We start from the raw sequence: 18,953 nt of genomic DNA on the forward strand, positions 1-18,953 counted from the left end.
GGACCGCCGAGGCGCCGACGCACGGCAGAGCCCGCCGGAGCGCGGCGCCGGGAGGCCCCGGCACCCCTGATCGGGGTGCCGGGGCCTCTTCGCGCGTGCGGCGCCGGGCGGTACGGCGGGCTCAGGCGGAGGGCGCGATCCGTCCGGTGACCTCGCCGAGTCCGACCCGGGTGCCGTCGGGGCCGGGCGCCCAGGCGGTCAGCGTGACCTCGTCGCCGTCCTCCAGGAAGGTGCGCTTCCCGGTGCTCAGGTCGAGCGGGTCGCGGCCGTTCCAGGTCAGCTCCAGCAGCGAGCCGCGCTGCCCCACCTCAGGGCCCGAGACGGTGCCGGAGCCGTAGAGGTCACCGGTCCGCAGCGAGGCGCCGTTGACCGTCATGTGGGCGAGCTGCTGGGCGGCCGTCCAGTACATCGTCGAGAACGGCGGCTCGGAGACGACCTCGCCGTTGATCGCGACCGTGATCCGCAGGTCGAAGCCGCCGGGCTCCTCGTCGTCGGTGTCGTCGAGGTACGGCAGCAGGTCGAAGTCCCGGGCCGGCGGGGCCACGCGGGCCGCGTCCAGGGCCTCCAGGGGGGTCACCCAGGCCGAGACGGACGTCGTGAACGACTTGCCGAGGAACGGGCCGAGCGGGACGTACTCCCAGGCCTGGATGTCACGTGCCGACCAGTCGTTGAGTAGCGTCAGGCCGAAGACGTGGTCCCGGAAGTCGCCCAGCGCGACCGGGGTGCCGAGCGTGGAGGGGGTGCCGACGACGAAGCCGACCTCCGCCTCGATGTCCAGCTTCACCGAGGGGCCGAAGACCGGCGCCGGGTCCGTGGGCGCCTTGCGCTGGCCGGCGGGGCGGACGACCTCGGTGCCGGAGACCACGACCGTGCCCGCCCGGCCGTGGTAGCCGATGGGCAGGTGCTTCCAGTTGGGGGTGAGCGCGTCGCCGTCGGGGCGGAAGATCCGGCCCACGTTGGTGGCGTGGTGCTCGCTCGCGTAGAAGTCGACGTAGTCCGCCACGGCGTACGGCAGGTGCAGCGTGACGGAGTCCAGCGGGTGCAGCAGCGGCTCTATGTCCGGGCGGTGCGCGGGCACGGTCACCCAGGCGGTCAGCGCGCGGCGCACGTCCCGCCAGGCGGTGCGGCCGGCGGCGAGCAGGGGGTCGAGGCTGGGGCGGGCGAGCAGGGCGGCGTAGGGCGAGCCGAGCGCCTGCGCCGCCGCCCCCGCGTCGAGGACATGCCCGCCGATGCGGACGCCGACCCTCCGCCGGTCGGGCTCGTCGGCGGTGGAGAAGACGCCGTACGGAAGGTTGTGCGGGCCGAAGGGATCGCCTTCGGCGAGGTCGAGCGGGGACTGCTCGGGCATCGGTGCTTGCCTCGCTTTCCACGGGTGTGGGGGACACGTTACGGGTCGTACCGCGCGGCGCAGATGACATGGGTCACACAGAAAGTGGGCCCCATGTGCACAACTGTCCACGTTCGAGGGCTTTATGCGTCCTGTGCGGCTCCTGTGCGCGCGAGATCCCGTGAATCCCGCTATTCCGCGCGCTTATTCGGGTCATACGATCGCTCCCGTGCCGCGCCGCGTGACGTATCCGCGGGCGCGGCCTCCCCGACTGTTGTCATCTTCTTCGACCAGAAAAGGTCCGCCTTGAAGATCCGCCGCATTCTCGCCACCGCCGTGGCCGCCGCCGTGACCACGCCGGTCGTATTCCTCTCCGCCGCTCCCGCTTTCGCGGACACGAAGCCGGCCGGGGCCCAGACGCAGGAACAGAAGCCGACGATCGAGCAGCTGAAGCTCGCGGTCGCCGCGGCGCAGAAGACGTACGACGCCGCGGTGATCGCCGCGAGCGACGCCACCAAGGCGCGTGAGGCCGCGCTGAAGGACGACACGGTGCTCGCCAAGGCCGCGGCCGAGGCGAAGAAGACCGCCGACGCCGCCGCCACCGCCAAGGCCGAGGCCGACAAGGCCGTCGTCGACGCCCAGGCCAAGGTGGACGCGGCCGTCGGCGAAACCGCCAAGGCCGAGGCCCAGAAGGTCCTGGACGAGGCGACGAAGACCGCCGAAGCCGCCGCCACCGCCAAGACCGAGGCCGACGCCAAGCTGACCGCGGCCTCGACGGCCCGGGACGACGAGCGCGTCGGAGCGGTTCGTGCCGAGAGCGCCGCCCTGCAGGCCAAGGAAGCGGCCCACAAGGCCCTCAAGGCCGCCGAGAAGGCCCTCGCCGCCGCCGAGGACGGGGAGGGCGAGGAGCCCGGCGAGGACTGCGTCGAGGAGTCCAAGCTGACGGCCGCGCTGACCGGCCCGAAGAAGGTCGTCGCCGGGACGAGCGCCGTCTTCACGCTGAAGATCAGCAACGGCACCACGAAGTCGCTGGACGAGGTCGGTGCCTACGCCGAGGCCTTCAACATGGACTCGACGGAGGAGAAGGACTTCGACAAGCACCTGGACCTGACCTGGTCCACCACGGCCAACCCGACCTGGCAGTCCTTCGACGGCGAGACCGGCGCGATCGGCGGCGCGGTGAAGCCCGGCGGTCACGTCGACATCAAGCTGCGCCTCACCGTCGACGCGAAGTCCCCGGCCGGTGACGGCATGCTGTTCGCCGCGGGCGGCTACGAGAACAAGAACGGCTCCTGCGGCTGGTCGAAGGAGGCCGCCGACCTCGAGTTCGGCATCGTCGCCGCCTCCAAGCCCGGCACCGGCACCGGCACCGGTGGCGGCAACGGCAACACCACCGAGCAGGGCGGCACCTCCACCACCCCGGTGAACGGCGGCGGCAACGGCAACACCGCCACCAACGGCGCGCTCGCCACCACCGGTTCCGACGACGCCATGCCGCGGATCGCCCTCGCGGGCGCGGCGGCCGTCGCCCTCGGCGCCGGTGCCATGTTCGTCGTCCGCCGCCGCAAGGCCGGTGCGGACGCCTGACACGCAGCGTGAGAAAGGGCCCGCATTCCACTCCGGAATGCGGGCCCTTTCCCTTTCGTCCATCCGGACGTCATCCCGCCGTGCGCGGAATCCGCTTCTCCCACGTCCGGTGGAAGAGAACGTCGTCGCCCTCCTTGCACACCACTTCGTTCGAGGTGACGAATACCTCCGCCTCACAACTGATCTCGGAACGGCTGTCGACGGTGACGTCCCACGCCAGTTCCGGCCGGTGCAGCCGGATCGACCATTCCGAACGGGTACGCGCCGACAGCGGCCCGCTCTCCTCGATCGTGTAAGTCTCCAGCGCGTCCTCGCTGAATTCGAGGCCGTCCGGATAGACCCGCGTCCCGCCGTACCGGGGATCGACCTCCAGGCGCCACTCGCCCTTGGCCACGTCCCGCACCACCACCCGCTCCGGGCGGGGCTCCTCCAGGGTCGCCGGGAAGCTGACGCCCAGCGGCTCCGACTGCTCCGGCTCCTCCCACCGGACGGTGTCGTCCGTGTGGCGGCGGACCGGAAGGGTGAGGTGCGAGGCGGCAGGGTCGAGGGTGAAGCCCCCCGCGTCCGGCTGGGGCCAGATCCACGGCCAGTACGCCGAGGAGACCGCGAGCCGGACCCGGTGGCCGGGCGGGAAGGTGTGGCCGATGCCGTTCAGCTCGACGACGAACTCCTCGCTCTCGCCGGGCCGCGCCGGCACCACCCGGTCCCGGCCGTGGCGGGCGGAGAAGTTCAGCACCCCCCGGGTGACGAGCGTCGAGGAGCCGTCCGGGGCGATGTCGCAGAGGCGGGCGATCACCTGCCCCGTCGGCGCCGCCGGGCGCAGCGTCAGGCTCGCCCGCGGCCGGCCCAGGATCTCGATGGGCCCGCCGTCCTCCGGCACCGGGAAGTCGAAGCAGGCCGAGTGGGCGTCCTCGTCGCGCTGGTCGGGCGGCAGGTCGCCGTCGTTGCCGAAGGGGAAGAACCGCCCCGCGTCCAGGCCGGTCTGCTGGGGCGAGTCGACCACGACCGGTTCACCCTGGAAGCCGTACGTCACCGGGGCGACGTGCGGCGAGGGCCAGGCGGGGTCGGCGACCCAGCGGCCCGGCAGCTCCTCGTACACGGTGGACGGCGGGTGCGTCCCGCTGATCCACGAGCGCAGCAGCGGCTCCGCCATCACGTCGTTGTCGGCGCCCTTGAGGTGGTGGTCCCACCAGCGCAGGGTCTCCTGCAGGAAGCCGATCGCCGGGCCCGGCGGCAGACCGCGGTCCGGGTACTGGTGCGACCACGGCCCGATGATCCCGCGGACCCGGTCCGGGGCGAGGTGCTCGACCAGCCGCAGGACGGTGTCCCGGTACGGGTCGTGCCAGCCGCCCACCGCCAGGACGGCTGCCCGGATCGCGCCGTAGTCCTCGCAGACACTGCCGTGCCGCCAGTAGTCGTCCCGGGTCTGGTGGGCCAGCCAGGTGTGGATGAAGGGGTCCACGGCCTCCAGGCGCCGCAGCCACATCTCCCGCCACTCCTCGCCCACGTGCAGCGGGTCGGGCGGGCGGCAGACGAAGGCGAGCATGGTGGCCGCCCAGGCGTGCATGTCGACCGCGAGGACGGAGCCGCCCATGTAGTGGACGTCGTTGTCGTAGCGGTCGTCGGTGGAGCAGACGGTGACGACCGCCTTCAGCGGCTCGGGGGCCAGCGCGGCGATCTGGAGCGAGTTGAAGCCGCCCCAGGAGATGCCGAACATGCCGACCTTCCCCGTGCACCAGGGCTGCTCGGCGAGCCAGTTCACCACCGCCACGCCGTCGGCCAGCTCCGTCGCGTCGTACTCGTCGCCCGGCAGCCCCTCGCTGTTGCCGTGGCCGCGCACGTCGACGCGTACGGAGGCGTAGCCGTGCCCGGCGTACCAGGGGTGCCGCTGCCAGTCGCGCGGCGCGGTCCAGTCGGAGAGGCGGTACGGCAGGTACTCCAGGAGGGCCGGCACGGGCTCGTCCGTGACCGGCCGCCAGACGCGGGCGTACAGCCGCGTGCCGTCCGGAAGGGGGACGCGGACGTCCTCGCGGGTGGTCTCGTACGGGAACTCGGTGCGGATGCGCATGTCAGGTCCTCAGTGGACGGGGTGCATGGTCCGGCGCAGCCAGGGCGCCATCGCGATCACGACGAGGCCCACCGCCACCGCGACGGCGCCGTTGACGCCGAAGTACACGGGCTTGGAGACGTCGTCGTACAGCTTCACGGTCTGTGCCTGGATGCCGTTGGCGAGAGCGAGCGAGAGGAACCAGAGGGACATCGTCTGGCTGCTGAACGCCTTCGGGGCGAGCTTGCTGGTGGCGGACATCCCGGAGGTCTCCAGGAGGACGTCGCCGAGGCCGAGCAGCAGATAGGAGCCGACGATCCACCACGCCGCCATCCGGTACGTCTCGTCCGCGTGGCCCGAGGTGGGCAGCACCATCAGGAGGAACGACAGGCCGCCCAGCACCACCCCGAAGGCGATCTTGTTGGAGACGTGCGGCTGCCGGGGCCCCATCCGGACCCAGACGGCGGCCACGACGGGCGCCAGCGCCACCTCGAAGGCGCCGAGGGCGGAGGCGTACCAGCTGGCCGGGAAGTCGAAGCCGAGGATGGTGGTGCGGGCGTTGTTCGCCGCCAGCAGCATCATCGTGGAGTACGCCTGGAAGAGGATGAAGTTGAAGGCGACCGAGGCCAGGAAGAGCACGACGTACGGCCGGAGGCGGCCGCGCTCCTCTGGGGTGACCCGGGGGCTGCGGAACATCACCCAGAAGTAGACGACCGGCGCGATCACCGAGATCAGGGTCAGCAGGTCGACGAAGCGGTCCATGGTCAGCCAGCCGACCCCGGCGAGCAGGCCCCCGACGGCGGCCACGGCGACCACCCCGCCGACAATCGTCAGGACGGCCCGGCGCATGGCGTCCGGGGCGAGCGCGAATTCGGCGGAGTGCTTTCGCCCGGCCAGGTGACGGCGGCCCATCACGTACTGCACGAGACCGAAGGTCATGCCGACCGCGGCGGCCGAGAAGCCCCAGTGCCAGCCCTGGTGCTCGCCGAGCCAGCCGGTGATCAGCGGGCCGGCGAAGGCGCCGATGTTGATCGCCATGTAGTACAGGGCGAAGCCGGCGTCCCTGCGGTCGTCGTCGGTGCGGTAGAGCTTGCCGACCATGGTGGCCACATTGGGTTTGAGCAGGCCGGTTCCGGCGCTGATCAGGCCGAGTCCGACCCAGGTCATGGCGGCCGTCGGCACCGCCATGGAGTAGTGGCCGCAGGCGATCAGGACGCCGCCCCAGAGGACCGCGCGGTAGGAGCCGAGGATCCGGTCGGCGAGCCAGCCCCCGGCCACCGAGACGAGGTAGACGAGCGTGCCGTACGCGGCCGAGACGGAGGCGGCCGTGCCCGGGTCCATCCCGAGACCCTCGTTCGCCACGGAGTCGGCGAAGTAGAGGACGAGGATCGCCTGCATGCCCAGGAACGAGAAGCGCTCCCAGACCTCCAGGCCCGACAGGGTGAGCAGCCCCTTCGGCTGCCCGAAGAAGGCATGATCGTCTTCGGGCGGTGGCCGCTCGTCGTTCGTGTCGCTGTCGATCGCCGTTCCGGACAAAACGCCTTCTCCTGGTCGTATGAGGTGATCACGAACATACCGGGGGTGGCGGGCGGGCGCCCATGGTGATCGAAAGCCGACCGGATACGCTGACTTGAGCGAATCGAGCGACACATCGACAATCCGTGTGATCGTCGGCAGTATCAGCAGGCGTCATCAGACAGGAGACTCCCTCGTGACCGTCGTCGGGCCGTTCGGTCTTAGCGTGCGGGACCAGGCTCTTGAGGCCGATGTCCAGACCGGATTGGCGGCCGTGGAGGCAGGTCTCCTCGACGCCACCAAGAGCGGGATCCCCTTCATCACGGAGGCCGCGCAGCACCTCGTCCTGGCCGGCGGCAAGCGCTTCCGGCCGCTGCTGGTGATGCTCGCCGCCCAGTTCGGCGACCCGTACGCGCCCGGCGTGGTGCCCTCGGCCGTCGTCGTCGAGCTCACCCACCTGGCGACGCTTTACCACGACGACGTCATGGACGAGGCGGACGTCCGCCGGGGCGTCCCGAGCGCCAACGCGCGCTGGGACAACTCCATCGCCGTCCTCACGGGTGACTTCCTCTTCGCCCGCGCCTCGCACACCCTGGCGGACCTCGGACCCGAGGCCGTCCGCATCCAGTCCGAGGCCTTCGAGCGCCTGGTCACCGGCCAGATCCTGGAGACCGCCGGACCGCAGGGCGACCGCGACCCCGTCGACCACTACCTCGACGTCCTCGGCGGCAAGACCGGCTCGCTGGTCGCCGTCTCCTGCCGCTTCGGCGCGATGATGGCCGGCGCGGACGAGAGCGTCGTCGACATCCTCACCCAGTACGGCGAACGGCTCGGCGTCGCCTTCCAGCTCGCCGACGACGTCCTCGACATCGCGTCCGACTCCCACGAGTCCGGCAAGACCCCCGGGACCGACCTGCGCGAAGGCATCCCGACCCTCCCCGTGCTGCGGCTGCGCGCCGCCGCGGCGGCGCACGGGCGCCCCGAGGACGTCGAGCTGGTCGAGCTCATCGACAGCGACCTCACCGACGACGTCCGCCACGCGGAGGCCCTCCGCCGCCTGCGCGCCCACCCGGCCCTGGAGCAGGCCCGCCGGGACACCGTGCGCTACGCCCAGGAGGCCCGGGACATGCTGGCACCGCTGCCGGAGGGGTACGCGAAGGCGGCCCTGCGGGAGCTGTGCGACGCGGTGGTCCACCGCGCGGGCTAGGGGTTCCCAGGCCGGCGCCGTGATCCACCGCGCGGGCTAGGGGTTCCCAGGGTTCTCTCATCCCGTAGCAGTACGCAAGGTTGCGCCCGGAGTCTGACGATTCCGTACCGCCGATTTGGTCAGATGGATGTCATCGACCACGGAGGTAGAGCAGACCATGGCACCGAACGACAGTACTGAGACCACCGGGCGCACGAGCCGCAAGCTGAGCCGTTACGTCGTCCCGGTCGCGGTGGCCGGCGTGGCCGCCGCGACCATAGGCCTGGTCCCGGCCCTGGCGGCCTCGGGCGACCCCGAGCTGCCGGAGATCACCGCCCAGGAGCTCGTCGAGAAGATCGCCGCCTCGGACACGCAGACCCTCTCCGGCACGTTCAAGGTCAGCACGGACCTGGGGCTGCCGTCGCTGGCCGGCTTCGCGCAGGGCCTGGGCGGCGGGTCGGGGTCCTCCTCGGCCGACCCGCAGGACAAGCTGACGGAGCTGATCTCGGGCACCCACACGCTGCGCGTCGCGGCGGACGGCCCCGACCGGCAGAAGCTGACGTTCCTGGACGGCTCGGAGGAGTACAGCCTGATCCACAACGGCGGCGACGTCTGGGCGTACGACAGCAAGTCGAACGAGGTCCTCCACGAGAAGGCGGACGGGGCCGGGAAGGCGCCGGAGAAGGAGCTCCCGGGCACCCCCAAGGAGCTCGCGGACGAGGTCCTGAAGGCGGCGGGCGACACGACGTCGATCACGGTGGGCGGGACGGCGAAGGTCGCCGGCCGGGACGCGTACCAGCTGGTGATCAAGCCGAAGCAGAGCGGTTCGACGGTCGACTCGGTGAAGATCGCGGTGGACGCGAAGACCGGGACGCCGCTGAAGTTCACGCTGGCGTCGGTGCAGGGCGGCAAGCCGGTCCTCGACGCGGGCTTCACGAAGGTCGACTTCGGCAAGCCGGCGGCCTCGACGTTCGACTTCGAGGTGCCCAAGGGCGCGAAGGTGACCGAGGGCCTGGACGGGGCGGATCACGGCAAGTCGCCCGAGGACCTGGAGAAGGAGTTCGGCGGCCTCGAGGGCCTCTTCGGCGGCAAGGGCGGCGCGGGCGCCGAGGGCCCGAACGTCATCGGCGAGGGCTGGACCTCGATCGCCACGTTCGACACCGGGGCCGCGGCCCCGAAGACGGACGAGGCCCCGGCGGAGTTCCAGGGCTTCCTGGACGCGCTCGGGGACAAGGTCACCGGCAAGTTCGGCTCCGGCACCGTCTTCAAGACGAAGCTGGTGAACGCGCTGATGACGGACGACGGCAAGGTCTACGTCGGCGCCGTGACGCAGCAGGCGCTGGTGGACGCGGCCGACGCCGCGAAGTAGGGCCGGAGGGGACCCCGGGCGGGTCGGGGGCGATGGTCACCGACCCACCCGGGAGTTCGCACGCGTACGCGCCGGTGCGTCCTGCCGGCGCGTACCGCTTACGGGAACGTCAGCTTGAAGGAGTTGATGTACCCGGTGTCGACGGAGGCCTTGTCCTGGACGCGGAGCTTCCAGGCGCCGTTGGCGACCTCCGAGGAGGCGTTCACGGTGTAGGACTGGACGATGTTGTCGGCGCTGCCGCCGGAGCGGTTGTGCAGGTTGTAGACCGAGCCGTCGGGGGCGACGAGGTCGACGACGAGGTCGCCCTTGTAGGTGTGGACGATGTTGACGTCGACCTTGAGGGTGGAGGGGGCGTTGCCGGTGACGCCGGTGACGTTGACCGTGGAGGTCACCGCGGCGCCGTTGTCCGGGACGGACACGTCGGCGGTGTTCTCGAAGACCTTGCCGGGCGGGGTGGTCGTACCGGCCGACAGGGTCCAGATCGCGTGGGCGACGGCGTCGCTGTTGCGGTCGAGGGCCGTGTCGTTGATGTTCGAGGTCGTGTCGCAGGACGAGTGGTAGCAGCGGTCGAAGGCCGTGGCCGTGCCGCCCCACTTCTGGACCTGGGCACTGCTCTTGACCCGGCTGGCACCGGTGAACAGACCGCCGACGGGTATGCCCACGTTCTTGAAGGAGGCGTGGTCGGAGCGGCCGTCGCCCTCGGTCTCGATCTCGGTGGGGACACCGATACCGGAGAAGTAGCTCTTGAACGTCTGCTCGATGGTGGGGTCGTCGTCGTAGACGAAGTAGCCCGGGTTCGGCGAGCCGATCATGTCGAAGTTCAGGTAGCCGCTGAACTTCGACCGCTCGGTGGACGGCAGGTTGTTGACGTAGTACTTCGACCCGACGAGCCCGAGCTCCTCGGCGCCCCACCAGCCGAAGCGCAGGTGCTTCGTGGGCTGGAGGCCGGCCCGGGAGACGGCGAGCGCGGTCTCCAGGACGGCGGCGGAGCCGGAGCCGTTGTCGTTGATGCCGGCGCCGGAGCTGACCGAGTCGAGGTGGGCACCGGCCATGAGGACCTGGTTCGGGTCGCCGCCGGGCCAGTCGGCTATCAGGTTGTAGCCGGTGGCGCCGCTGGAGGTGAACTGCTGGATGCTCGTGGTGTATCCGGCTGCGTCCAGCTTGGCCTTCACGAAGTCGATGGACGCCTTGTAGCCGGGCCGGCCGTGGGCGCGGTTGCCGCCGTTGGCGGAGGCGATCGACTGGAGGTCGTTCAGGTGCTGCTTGACGTTGGCCAGCGGGATGTCGGGCGCGGCGAGCGCGGCACCGGGGGCCGCGGGGGCCGCGGACGCCGTGGTCCCGGCGAGCCCGCCGAGGGCCATCGCCGCGACGGCGGCGAGCGTGGCGGTACGTCTGGGAACGGAGAACTTCATGTGGGGGCTCCGGATTCCGAACGGGGATGGGACGGAACGTGCGAGACGCCCCGCGGCATGGGCCACGAGGCGCTGGAGCTGAACATGGTGCGTGTGTGCGTCGTACGGCTGTGCGTGCTGAATGTTCAGTGAGAGTTTGACGTGCCGTCAAGAGCGGAAACCGGTCACCCCCGTTCGCTTACCGGACGTCCACCGGGGCGGCTCCGCGCCCTCACTCCGTATCCCTGAGGGGCGTGAGGGGGCCCGCTCCGCGGGTCTTCTCGTCAACCGCGCCGGTGGGAGGGCGCCTGCTTCTGTGGGCGCCCGCGCCGATCCATCCGGGCCAGTCGACCGCCCATCAGGCAGATGAGCGCGCCGAGTGCGGCGCCGGCGGAGTTCACGATCACATCATCGATGTCCACGACCCGCCCGGCCGCCATCACCCACTGCACGGCTTCGATCGACAAGCTGAGCAGCGCTCCCATCGCCACGGGCCCCCAGGAGCCGTACGTGGGGTAAGCGAAGCGAAAGGCGACTGCCAAGGGAACGAACATCAGCAGGTTGGCGATCTGCTGACGTACGTACATCGACCGTTCGAGCCCTTCCATGGCTGCGTGATCGAAAAGGATCCCTTGGCCGGGAACCAGCCATACCTGGTAGTCGCTCGACCCGATCGCCTGGTGGGGCGTCAACGTCGCCACGAGCACCAGGACCACGAGGACGGCGAGGGCTGCGCGCGCGCCGCGGGAGGGCGCCCGTCCCCTTTGCTCGCCCCTGAAAACGCTCGTGCAGACAGCCAGAAGCCCTACGAGAAGCACTGCCACGGAGTACGAGTTGATGTACAGAAGGATGCGCCACATCGGTTCCACCAAGGATTGCCATGCGTGAGGTGCCCACCACCGACCGGGCGACCATGGCGGCCGCCTGGCTCCACTACAGCAGGTGATCGACTCCCCCTCAGAGCTGACCGTATCCGCACGACCGCGCCGTGCACCGCGCGGTGAGCTACTCCAAGGCGAAGAAGGGGCAGGTGCGCGCGCCCGGCGCAGGGTCGGAACGACCGCCGAGGCGACACTGCGCACGGGGTCGCCGCAGCGCTCTGCCGGCCGCACACCTTCGGTGGTCCACGGCCCCCGAGCGTCCCCCGTCGCGGTAGGGCGGCGCGGCCGTGCGACGCCCGGCCGCGCGGGGGCCGCGGACCGCCCCTACTGCACGCAGAACTCGTTGCCCTCGGGGTCCGTCATCACCACCCACGTACCCCCCTGCTCCGACACCCGGCGCTGGACCGACGCCCCCAACCCCTCCAGCCGGGCGACCTCGGCGTCGCGGGCGTCCGGGCCCGGGTGGAGGTCGAGGTGGAGGCGGTTCTTGACCGTCTTCTTCTCCGGGACCCGCTGGAAGAGGATGCGGCGGCCGAGACCGGCGTCCGACCTCTCGTCCCGGGGGTCGTCCGGGTGCCGGACACCGGCGAGATCACGCCATGCGAGGCGGCCGGAGACCATCTGGGTCGCCTCGGCGGGCGCGGCTTTGATGGAGAGGAGGTGGTCGATGAAGGCGCTGTGGTCCTCCTCTTCGTAGCCGAGGGCGGCGGCCCAGAACGCCGCCTGGGCGTGCGGGTCGGTGCAGTCGAGCACGAGTTTCCAGTGGATCGGAGTCATGTCACCCCTTCTACTGCCGACATGACGCGGGCGGCCACAGGCGTGCTGCCGCGTCACCCTGATGGCCAGCCCCGCCGCCCGGCGACGGAACGCCGGAACCCGTCCGAGGGCGTGTCTCGAATGTCCTGGTCACAGCCATCCATTGATGGTTGCGATGAGGACGGTCGCTTCGTAGGTACGCGGCGTCCTGGACCGGGACGGGAGACGCGGATCTTCTCCAGGACGGGTCCGAACTGCGGAGGGTCCCCTCGCTGCCCGGCAGTGATCACGATAGACATCGGCTTCTGGCCCTGCTCGACGGCCAGATGCAGTTTGGTCGTCAGACCGCCACGCGACCGTCCAAGGCCTTGGTCGTCCGGCTCGGTGCCGACACCCCCGGGCGGCTCCTTGTGCAGATCCCCCTTTTCCACGCCCCGGCGCCCTGCCCCCGGGCAGCAACGGCGCCAACCGTTCCCACTGGGTATCCGTCAGTTCTCCACGCGCCACCTGGCGATCAGCGCAGAGGCTGATCGACTGCCGAACCGGATGCTAGACCGGTCGCAGACAGGATCGCTTCGACTGTCTCTTCAACCGTCTGCGCAGCGTTGTCGATCCAGATTCCCTGCTGCCCGAGCTCGGAGCGCATCGCCTCATCCAGTGGCGACCAGTCCGTGGCCAGGGCCTTCTCCCGAGCCTGGTTGCGCCGCCACGCCTCTGCCGGGCCGGGAGCCAGGATGACGAGGTGGAGCGGCACGGCCGCCAGCGTCGTGCGATAGAAGTCGAGGTGGGAACGACGGACCACGACATCATCGAGTACCGGGATGAAACCGGCGCGCACGAAACTGTCCGCCAGAAGGCACGCGTTGCGGGCTCGCAGGAAAATCTGCCGGTCGGCTTCCGCATTCGCGGCTGGTGAGGGCCATTGCCCACCGCTGACGATCATCTGCTGGAGCGCGTCCACCTCGATACGGGCAGACATTCGGAACCGGCCGGCCAGCGCAGCGGCCACCGTCGACTTGCCACTACCGGGGATGCCGGTCAGCAGGACGGCCCCGGCGGCCGACTCGCGGTCGACGGGCACCAGATCCAAGCTCATACGGGTTCTCCAAGCGCGAACGATCGAGGCCTTGGGAGAGTACGCACTGCCCCATCGTTCGCCGAGTCAGCAACCGCTTGATCCACTTTCGACACAGACCCTGGTAGGGGGCTGTGAACGCCCGCCTCTGGGCCGTGCATCGAAAGTGGATCACGCGCATAGGGTGTCGCCATGTCGCTGAGCCAACTAGTCCTCTCGTCCGGCCGTTCGATCGAGCTCACCGAGCTGCGCATGTCCTCGACCTACGGGGGGATGTTGGAGGGCTACCCGTGCAAGCCCATCAACGACATGAAGGTGCGCGGGGCTCAGTGGCAGGCTGAAAGTGCGTTTCCCTCCACGCCGGTCCATCTGGCCCTCCCCTCCTGCGAGTACCCGGACCAGACCGCCGGCCCTTTCGGCCCCGTCGAGGTACTACCTGCCGTGACCTGTATCGGCGCCTTCCGCTCGACAGCGGTCGCCCCTGAGCTTGACCCGGTGCTGCACCGCTCCGCCCTCACTGTGGTCTGGTTCCAGACTGGGTTGGATGTCCCCTCGGGCGAGGACGCCGACCCTGCGCTGTGCAGCCTTCCCTGGGAAGAGCTGGCTCAGGACTACGAGCTCTAGCGATAGGTGCCGCTCGCAGCCATTCGTTGACGGCCGCGATGAGGACGGTCGAAAGGTGGCGGTCGGCCACCGAGGGAGCCGAGCCAACAACGGCTCCAGCGCCGACCGCTGCTCGTCCGTGAGATCTCCCCGCCCCCGTGAACCGTGATCAGTCATCGCTCACGACGCACTTCGATACACGGCCTGAACCCGCCCCGGCTCCCGGAGTTCGTCTCCGAGTCGGGGCTCGCGCGCGTCCGGCCTCCGGGGCCGGCCCCGCCCCGCATCCCGCTCGGACGCCGACCGGTCCCCGGGGGCGGGCGCCCGCCCGGATCCCGGTCGGGCCACCGCGCCGACCAGCGATTTCCCTCCTCCGTCAGCTTGTTGCAAGCCCTCCTGCAGCAAGCTGACACCGGATTCCATGGAACGCCCCCTATCCCGCTGGCATTGTCTTTCTCAGCGGAAACGCAGAGGGAACACGGAAACGGAACCCAGGGGGAAACAGTGCGGAACCGATTCACTTCGGCAGCGGTTTGTCTGGCTCTGACGATCGCCGGTTTCACCGCGGCGGCGGGCAATGCGGCCGCCGCCGGGCAGGGCGAGGGGCGGACCGACGTGCGGACCGCCGGCCAGTACGACGGACAGCACGGCGGCGACCAGTGGCCGGTGTCCGTACCGCCCGAGGTCAGCGACCTGATGTGCGCCATCCAGGCCGGCCTCCAGAACCTGCCGCACCTGCCGCACGGGCCGCACCCGATTCAGATCCCGCACTGCAAGCCGGTCAACGGCTGGCAGTAGTTCCCGCCCCTTTCTCCGACCGCAGATTCGAAGGGCGAGAGCAGAGATGGCCATGACACGTCAGCTCCCCAGTGCCACGCAATACCAGGGAAGTGCGGAAAACGTCCTCGAAGTCGCCGACCTCCGGGTCAGATACGCCGACATCGAGGCGGTGGCGGGGATTTCCTTCTCCGTCACACCGGGCGAGATCTTCGGACTCCTCGGCCGCAACGGAGCCGGCAAGACCAGCACCATCTCGGCCATCGCCGGTCTGCGCCGGCCCGATGCGGGACGGATCCGCATCCTCGGCGAGGACGCGCTCGCACGGACCGACGTCCTGCGCGCCTCCCTCGCCCTCCAGCCCCAACAGGCCAGTCTCTTTCCCCGACTGAAGGTCAGGGAGACCCTGGAGACCTGGGCCGCGCTCTACCCGGCGCCCCGGGACGTGGACGCCCTGCTCGACGAGATCGGACTGACCGAGAAGGCGGGGGCACGCTCCGCCCGGCTCTCCGGCGGTCAGCAGCAGAGGCTGCTCCTCGCCACCGCACTGGTCGGTGACACCCCCGTCGTGGTCCTCGACGAGCCCACCACCGGCCTCGACCCGCACGCCCGGCACGCCGTCTGGGACCTGATCCGCAGGGCCCAGGCCGGCGGCACCACCTTCCTGCTCACCACCCACGCCATGGCCGAGGCCGAGGAGATGTGCGACCGGCTCGCCGTCATGCACGAAGGACGGATGGTGGCGGCCGGCTCCCCGACGGAGCTGATCGCCCGGCACGCCCCCGACGGCGTCGTGGCCGTACGGACCGAGGACGCCGGCCTCGCCGACCGGGTGCGGGCACGCTTCGGCGACGCCATGACGGCCGTCGAGGCGACCGGCCGCTCGGGCCGGATGCGGTTCGAGGTGACGGCGGACGACCCGCACGCCACCGCGGCCTGGATCACCGGGCTCGATTCCACGGCCGACGTCCGGCCGCGCCCCGCGACCCTGGAGGACGTGTTCCTCCGCCTCACCGGAACCTCGCTGGAACCGGGACCGGAACAGGAGGAGAAGCGATGACCCCCATCGGCCTCAGCGCACCACCCGTATCGACGACGCGCCAATGGAAGGCGCTCTCCCGGGCCATGACCCGGCAGCTCCTGCGGGATCCCGCGGCGCTCTTCTTCAGCGTGGTCTTCCCGCTGCTGATGGCGGTGTTCTTCGTCGTCCTCATGCAGCTCACCTGGATCAGGGGCCCCTTCGACCTCGCCGTGGTCGGCCCCACCACCCAGGCGACCGCCCTCCAGCAGGCCATCGGCGACGGCAGCACCGCCGTCGCCGTCCCCGAGGCCGGTCCGCAACCCGGCAAGACGGCGGTGATCGTCCCCGACGCGGCCGCCCGCACCCTGCGGATGGCCGTCGATCCGGAGCAGCCGTCCGTGGTCGCCGCCGTGCGCGGCGCCCTGGAGGGCACCGCCTGGGAGGGCTGGGAGGTGACGGCCGTCGGCACCGACGGATCCGCGCTCTTCGACCCCATGGCCTTCGTGATCCCCGGCGTCCTCGCCTTCGCGCTGCTCTCGCTCGCCCTGACCGGTACCGCCTCCGCCCTGGTGGCGATGCGGGCCAGCGGCACCCTGCGGCTGCTGTCCACGACACCGGCCCGCCGGCCCGCCGTCCTGCTCTCGCTGCTCCCGGGCCGCGGCCTGCTGGCACTGGCCGTGCTGACCCTGATGGGAGCGGGCGCCGTCGCCGGCGGACTGCTGGAGCCGGCCTCGATGCTGCGGCTGCTGCTGACCACCGCCATCGGACTGGTGATGCTGCTCGCCCTGGGCTACCTGCTCGGCGGACTGCTCTCCTCACCCGAGGTGACCAACGCGATCTCCGGGCTGCTCACACCGGTCCTGCTGATGAGCACCGGACTGCTCTTCCCCCTCGAACTCCTCCCCGACTCGGTGGCCGGGCCGCTCTCCTGGACCCCGCTGGCGATGTTCGGAGACGCCCTGCGCCACGACGTGGTCGGCGGGATCACCCGCCACGCCCTGTGGCTCGACTGGACAGTGATGGCGGCGACGGCCGCGGGGCTCACGGCCCTCGCGGCACGGACGTTCCGCTGGGACACGGAGCGTGGATGATGACGACCTACCCGCCGGCCGAGACCGGAACCAAGACCGCGACCAGAAGCACGACCACGACCAGAAGCACGACCGCGACCGTGACCAGAAGCACGATCCCGACCGCGACCGGAACCAACACCGTGACCGGGCCCGCGACCGCGGACCACCCGCCCCTCCCCGAATCGCTCCTCCGGATCGGTCAACTGGCCTCCTCCTACGGCCTGGTGAACCGGGTGACCCGGCTCCCCGTGGCCGAGGGCGAGCCCGACTTCCCGATCTTCACCGCCTCGCTCGGCAACCCCGGCGAAGTACTCAGCGAACAGACCGGCTGGGAGCACAACCCCAGCTCCGGGAACTTCGACGGAGCCGGCGGCGACCTCGACCCGGAACGCGCCGCCCACCTCGCGGTCGCCGAATCGCTGGAACGTTACTCCTCCTGCGCCCGCGACCCCGAGCAGATCATCTGGGCGACCGCCGCCGAGCTCGGCGAGGACGCCGTCCCCAGCGACCGCTGGCCCCGCTGCTCGCCTGCCGAACTGGCCGACCCCCGCAGCGGCCTGGTCCCCACCGACCCCGAAGGCCCGATGCGCTGGGTCCGCGGCTGGTCCTTCACCCGCAACCGCCCGGTGTACGTCCCGGCCATGCAGGTCTGGCTGAAGAACCCGGTGGAATCCATGGCGGAGCGCTACGTCCACCCGGTCTCGACCGGCTGCGCCGCGCACTCCGACCCCGCCGCCGCCGTCGTCAACGGCATCCTGGAGATCGTCGAACGCGACGCCATCGCGCTGACCTGGCTCCAGCGGCTGCGACTGCCCCGGCTGGAGTTCGACCCGGCCGAACTGGCGCCGGAGTTCCGGGCCTTCGTGGAGCGGGGCAGCAGCGAACGGCTGCGGACCCACCTCTACGACGCGACCACCGACCTCGGCATCCCGGTGATCTACGGAGTGCAACTCGCCGACGACGACCGGGTCATCGCCCAGCTCGTCGCGGCGACCGCCGAACTGGACCCCGGCAAGGGCATCGCCAAGCTCTACCGCGAGGCGTCCTCCCTGCGGATCGCGCTGCGCCACATGGCGCGGGCCGCCGAGAAGGACGCCGCCACCGCCGGCACCCCGGTGGCCGAGGAGGACATCGTCAGCGTTGTCGACGGCGCCCTGCTCTCCGGCCCGCTCTCCCAGCGGCACCGCTTCGACTTCCTCCTGGAGGGCGAACGCCCGGTGCACGGGCTGCGCGACCTTCCCCGGGCCCCGTCCGAGGAACCACTGCCGGCCCTGGCCTGGCTGCTGGAGCGGCTGCACGCCGCGGGCTGCGAGGTCATCGCCGTCGACCTCACCACCGACGAGGCCGAGCAGGTCGGAGCCACCGTCGTACGGATGCTCATCCCCCAGCTCATGCCGCTGTCCTTCGTCCACCGCGCCCGCTACCTGGCGCACCCCCGGCTCTACGCGGCGCCCGCCGCCATGGGCCACCCGGTACGCGGCGAGGCCGACATCAACCCGCACCCGCAGCCCTTCGCCTGACCCCGCAGCCGCAGCCGCAGCCGCAGCCGTACCCGTACCCGTACCCGCAGCCGTACCCGCAGCCGCAGCCGCACCCGCAGCCCTTCGCCTGATCCCGACCGGGCGGCCCTCCGCCCGGGACCACCCGCTGTGAACGTCCGACGAGGAGTCCGAAGATGACCGATCCGCGCCTGCTGGTCCTGACCGCGGGAGCCTTCGGCGCGGCCGTCGCCGAAGGTCTTGCCGCCCGCTACCCCGGGTCGACCGTGCTCGACGTGAACCAGGGCACCCACCCCAGCCTGTGGCCCGACAGCGACCTGATCGTCCTGGCCACCGGCCAGGGCCGGGAGGTGCTGGCCGACATGGTGGACGCCAGCGCCCACGCCTGGGAACGGCCCTGGTTCCCCGTACAGGCCGGCCCCCTCGATCTGCGGTGCGGACCGGTGGTCGTGCCCGGCCGCACCGCGTGCCACCGCTGCTACACCCGCCGCCGCGCCCAGCACACCGCCCCGGCGGCCGACCACACCCCGGACGGCGGGGCCACCGCGCCCCCGGTCTCCGGACACGCCCCGCACCACGTCGCCATCGCCGTGGGTCTGGCGGACCAGGCGGTCCGCGAGGCCCTGGCCGGACCCGGTGAGCCGGGCGCGGCCGAGGGCATCGGCGCCACCGTCCGCACCTTCGGGCTCGTGGAGGGCGCCACGTCCACCTCGGCGGTCGTCGCCGTGGACCGGTGCGCCCGCTGCCGGCCGGCCCGTACCCCCGAGAGCCGCCTGGAGCGGTTCACCGCGATCGCGGCGGAGCTCGCGGCCCTCCCGGGCCGATGACCCCGACCGCCCGTGAGCC

General features: G+C 71.2%; 16 protein-coding genes and 1 pseudogene. 9 read left to right on the forward strand and 8 right to left on the reverse strand.

Annotated features, from left to right (window positions below; translation table 11 throughout):
* Positions 1-121 precede the first annotated feature (121 nt).
* Positions 122-1,348 carry a fumarylacetoacetase gene (fahA, locus tag ACZ6RC_RS06870; RefSeq protein WP_453612845.1) on the reverse strand — a complete coding sequence of 409 codons (1,227 nt, stop codon included), beginning with the start codon at positions 1,346-1,348 and terminating at the stop codon, positions 122-124.
* Between the two features lie 285 nt (positions 1,349-1,633).
* On the opposite strand from fahA, the gene ACZ6RC_RS06875 reads away from it, so the two are divergent.
* The gene (locus tag ACZ6RC_RS06875; protein ID WP_469579787.1) at positions 1,634-2,914 is read left to right on the forward strand and encodes a peptidase; all 1,281 of its coding nucleotides are present in this window, start codon (positions 1,634-1,636) and stop codon (positions 2,912-2,914) included.
* Between the two features lie 70 nt (positions 2,915-2,984).
* On the opposite strand, the gene ACZ6RC_RS06880 is transcribed toward ACZ6RC_RS06875, so the two are convergent.
* Positions 2,985-4,982, reverse strand: a complete 1,998-nt coding sequence (locus ACZ6RC_RS06880) for a CocE/NonD family hydrolase (RefSeq protein WP_453612849.1) — start codon at positions 4,980-4,982, stop codon at positions 2,985-2,987.
* Between the two features lie 9 nt (positions 4,983-4,991).
* Positions 4,992-6,497 carry a peptide MFS transporter gene (locus ACZ6RC_RS06885; protein ID WP_391144050.1) on the reverse strand — a complete coding sequence of 502 codons (1,506 nt, stop codon included), beginning with the start codon at positions 6,495-6,497 and terminating at the stop codon, positions 4,992-4,994.
* A gap of 175 nt (positions 6,498-6,672) precedes the next feature.
* Between ACZ6RC_RS06885 and ACZ6RC_RS06890 the strand changes: the two genes are divergently transcribed.
* Positions 6,673-7,683, forward strand: coding sequence for a polyprenyl synthetase family protein (locus ACZ6RC_RS06890; protein WP_453612851.1), 1,011 nt, complete (start codon positions 6,673-6,675; stop codon positions 7,681-7,683).
* Between the two features lie 157 nt (positions 7,684-7,840).
* Complete coding sequence (locus tag ACZ6RC_RS06895) at positions 7,841-9,031, forward strand: LolA family protein (protein ID WP_469579790.1); 1,191 nt, start codon at positions 7,841-7,843, stop codon at positions 9,029-9,031.
* A gap of 98 nt (positions 9,032-9,129) precedes the next feature.
* Here ACZ6RC_RS06895 and ACZ6RC_RS06900 read toward each other — a convergent pair whose 3' ends face one another.
* From ACZ6RC_RS06900 to ACZ6RC_RS06920, 5 genes and pseudogenes are all read right to left on the reverse strand, one after another.
* Positions 9,130-10,443: a M28 family metallopeptidase gene (locus tag ACZ6RC_RS06900; RefSeq protein WP_469579792.1), complete on the reverse strand. Its 1,314-nt coding sequence runs from the start codon at positions 10,441-10,443 to the stop codon at positions 9,130-9,132.
* A 263-nt stretch (positions 10,444-10,706) separates the two neighbouring features.
* Positions 10,707-11,246 carry a VanZ family protein gene (locus ACZ6RC_RS06905; RefSeq protein ID WP_469579794.1) on the reverse strand — a complete coding sequence of 180 codons (540 nt, stop codon included), beginning with the start codon at positions 11,244-11,246 and terminating at the stop codon, positions 10,707-10,709.
* 381 nt (positions 11,247-11,627) lie between these two features.
* Positions 11,628-12,080: a VOC family protein gene (locus ACZ6RC_RS06910; RefSeq protein ID WP_391144058.1), complete on the reverse strand. Its 453-nt coding sequence runs from the start codon at positions 12,078-12,080 to the stop codon at positions 11,628-11,630.
* Between the two features lie 161 nt (positions 12,081-12,241).
* A pseudogene (locus ACZ6RC_RS06915) lies at positions 12,242-12,433 on the reverse strand (IS5 family transposase); the annotation flags it as partial.
* A 140-nt stretch (positions 12,434-12,573) separates the two neighbouring features.
* Positions 12,574-13,155 carry an AAA family ATPase gene (locus tag ACZ6RC_RS06920; RefSeq protein ID WP_469579796.1) on the reverse strand — a complete coding sequence of 194 codons (582 nt, stop codon included), beginning with the start codon at positions 13,153-13,155 and terminating at the stop codon, positions 12,574-12,576.
* 171 nt (positions 13,156-13,326) lie between these two features.
* On the opposite strand from ACZ6RC_RS06920, the gene ACZ6RC_RS06925 reads away from it, so the two are divergent.
* From ACZ6RC_RS06925 to ACZ6RC_RS06950, 6 genes are all read left to right on the forward strand, one after another.
* Positions 13,327-13,758 (forward strand): hypothetical protein, encoded by a 432-nt coding sequence (locus ACZ6RC_RS06925; protein WP_469579798.1) that lies wholly within the window; start codon positions 13,327-13,329, stop codon positions 13,756-13,758.
* A 594-nt stretch (positions 13,759-14,352) separates the two neighbouring features.
* Entirely contained in the window at positions 14,353-14,535 is a 183-nt protein-coding gene (locus ACZ6RC_RS06930) for a hypothetical protein (RefSeq protein WP_469579800.1), read from the forward strand.
* A gap of 52 nt (positions 14,536-14,587) precedes the next feature.
* Positions 14,588-15,574 (forward strand): ABC transporter ATP-binding protein, encoded by a 987-nt coding sequence (locus ACZ6RC_RS06935; protein WP_469579802.1) that lies wholly within the window; start codon positions 14,588-14,590, stop codon positions 15,572-15,574.
* Complete coding sequence (locus ACZ6RC_RS06940; protein WP_469579804.1) at positions 15,571-16,626, forward strand: ABC transporter permease; 1,056 nt, start codon at positions 15,571-15,573, stop codon at positions 16,624-16,626. Before ACZ6RC_RS06935 ends, ACZ6RC_RS06940 begins: the two co-directional genes overlap by 4 nt.
* 80 nt (positions 16,627-16,706) lie before the next feature.
* Positions 16,707-18,128, forward strand: coding sequence for a YcaO-like family protein (locus ACZ6RC_RS06945; RefSeq protein ID WP_469579805.1), 1,422 nt, complete (start codon positions 16,707-16,709; stop codon positions 18,126-18,128).
* Positions 18,129-18,283: 155 nt separating this feature from the next.
* Positions 18,284-18,934, forward strand: a complete 651-nt coding sequence (locus tag ACZ6RC_RS06950) for a TOMM precursor leader peptide-binding protein (RefSeq protein WP_391144071.1) — start codon at positions 18,284-18,286, stop codon at positions 18,932-18,934.
* Positions 18,935-18,953 lie beyond the last annotated feature (19 nt).

It is taken from the genome of Streptomyces sp. NPDC048353, assembly GCF_055587165.1.

Excerpts from the sequence above, each read along its gene's own strand:
- fahA (WP_453612845.1), bottom strand. The coding sequence starts at position 1,348 with ATGCCCGAGCAGTCCCCGCTCGACCTCGCCGAAGGCGATCCCTTCGGC.
- ACZ6RC_RS06880 (WP_453612849.1), bottom strand. The coding sequence starts at position 4,982 with ATGCGCATCCGCACCGAGTTCCCGTACGAGACCACCCGCGAGGACGTC.
- ACZ6RC_RS06895 (WP_469579790.1), top strand. The coding sequence starts at position 7,841 with ATGGCACCGAACGACAGTACTGAGACCACCGGGCGCACGAGCCGCAAG.
- ACZ6RC_RS06900 (WP_469579792.1), bottom strand. The coding sequence starts at position 10,443 with ATGAAGTTCTCCGTTCCCAGACGTACCGCCACGCTCGCCGCCGTCGCG.
- ACZ6RC_RS06910 (WP_391144058.1), bottom strand. The coding sequence starts at position 12,080 with ATGACTCCGATCCACTGGAAACTCGTGCTCGACTGCACCGACCCGCAC.
- ACZ6RC_RS06920 (WP_469579796.1), bottom strand. The coding sequence starts at position 13,155 with ATGAGCTTGGATCTGGTGCCCGTCGACCGCGAGTCGGCCGCCGGGGCC.
- ACZ6RC_RS06925 (WP_469579798.1), top strand. The coding sequence starts at position 13,327 with ATGTCGCTGAGCCAACTAGTCCTCTCGTCCGGCCGTTCGATCGAGCTC.
- ACZ6RC_RS06935 (WP_469579802.1), top strand. The coding sequence starts at position 14,588 with ATGACACGTCAGCTCCCCAGTGCCACGCAATACCAGGGAAGTGCGGAA.
- ACZ6RC_RS06940 (WP_469579804.1), top strand. The coding sequence starts at position 15,571 with ATGACCCCCATCGGCCTCAGCGCACCACCCGTATCGACGACGCGCCAA.
- ACZ6RC_RS06950 (WP_391144071.1), top strand. The coding sequence starts at position 18,284 with ATGACCGATCCGCGCCTGCTGGTCCTGACCGCGGGAGCCTTCGGCGCG.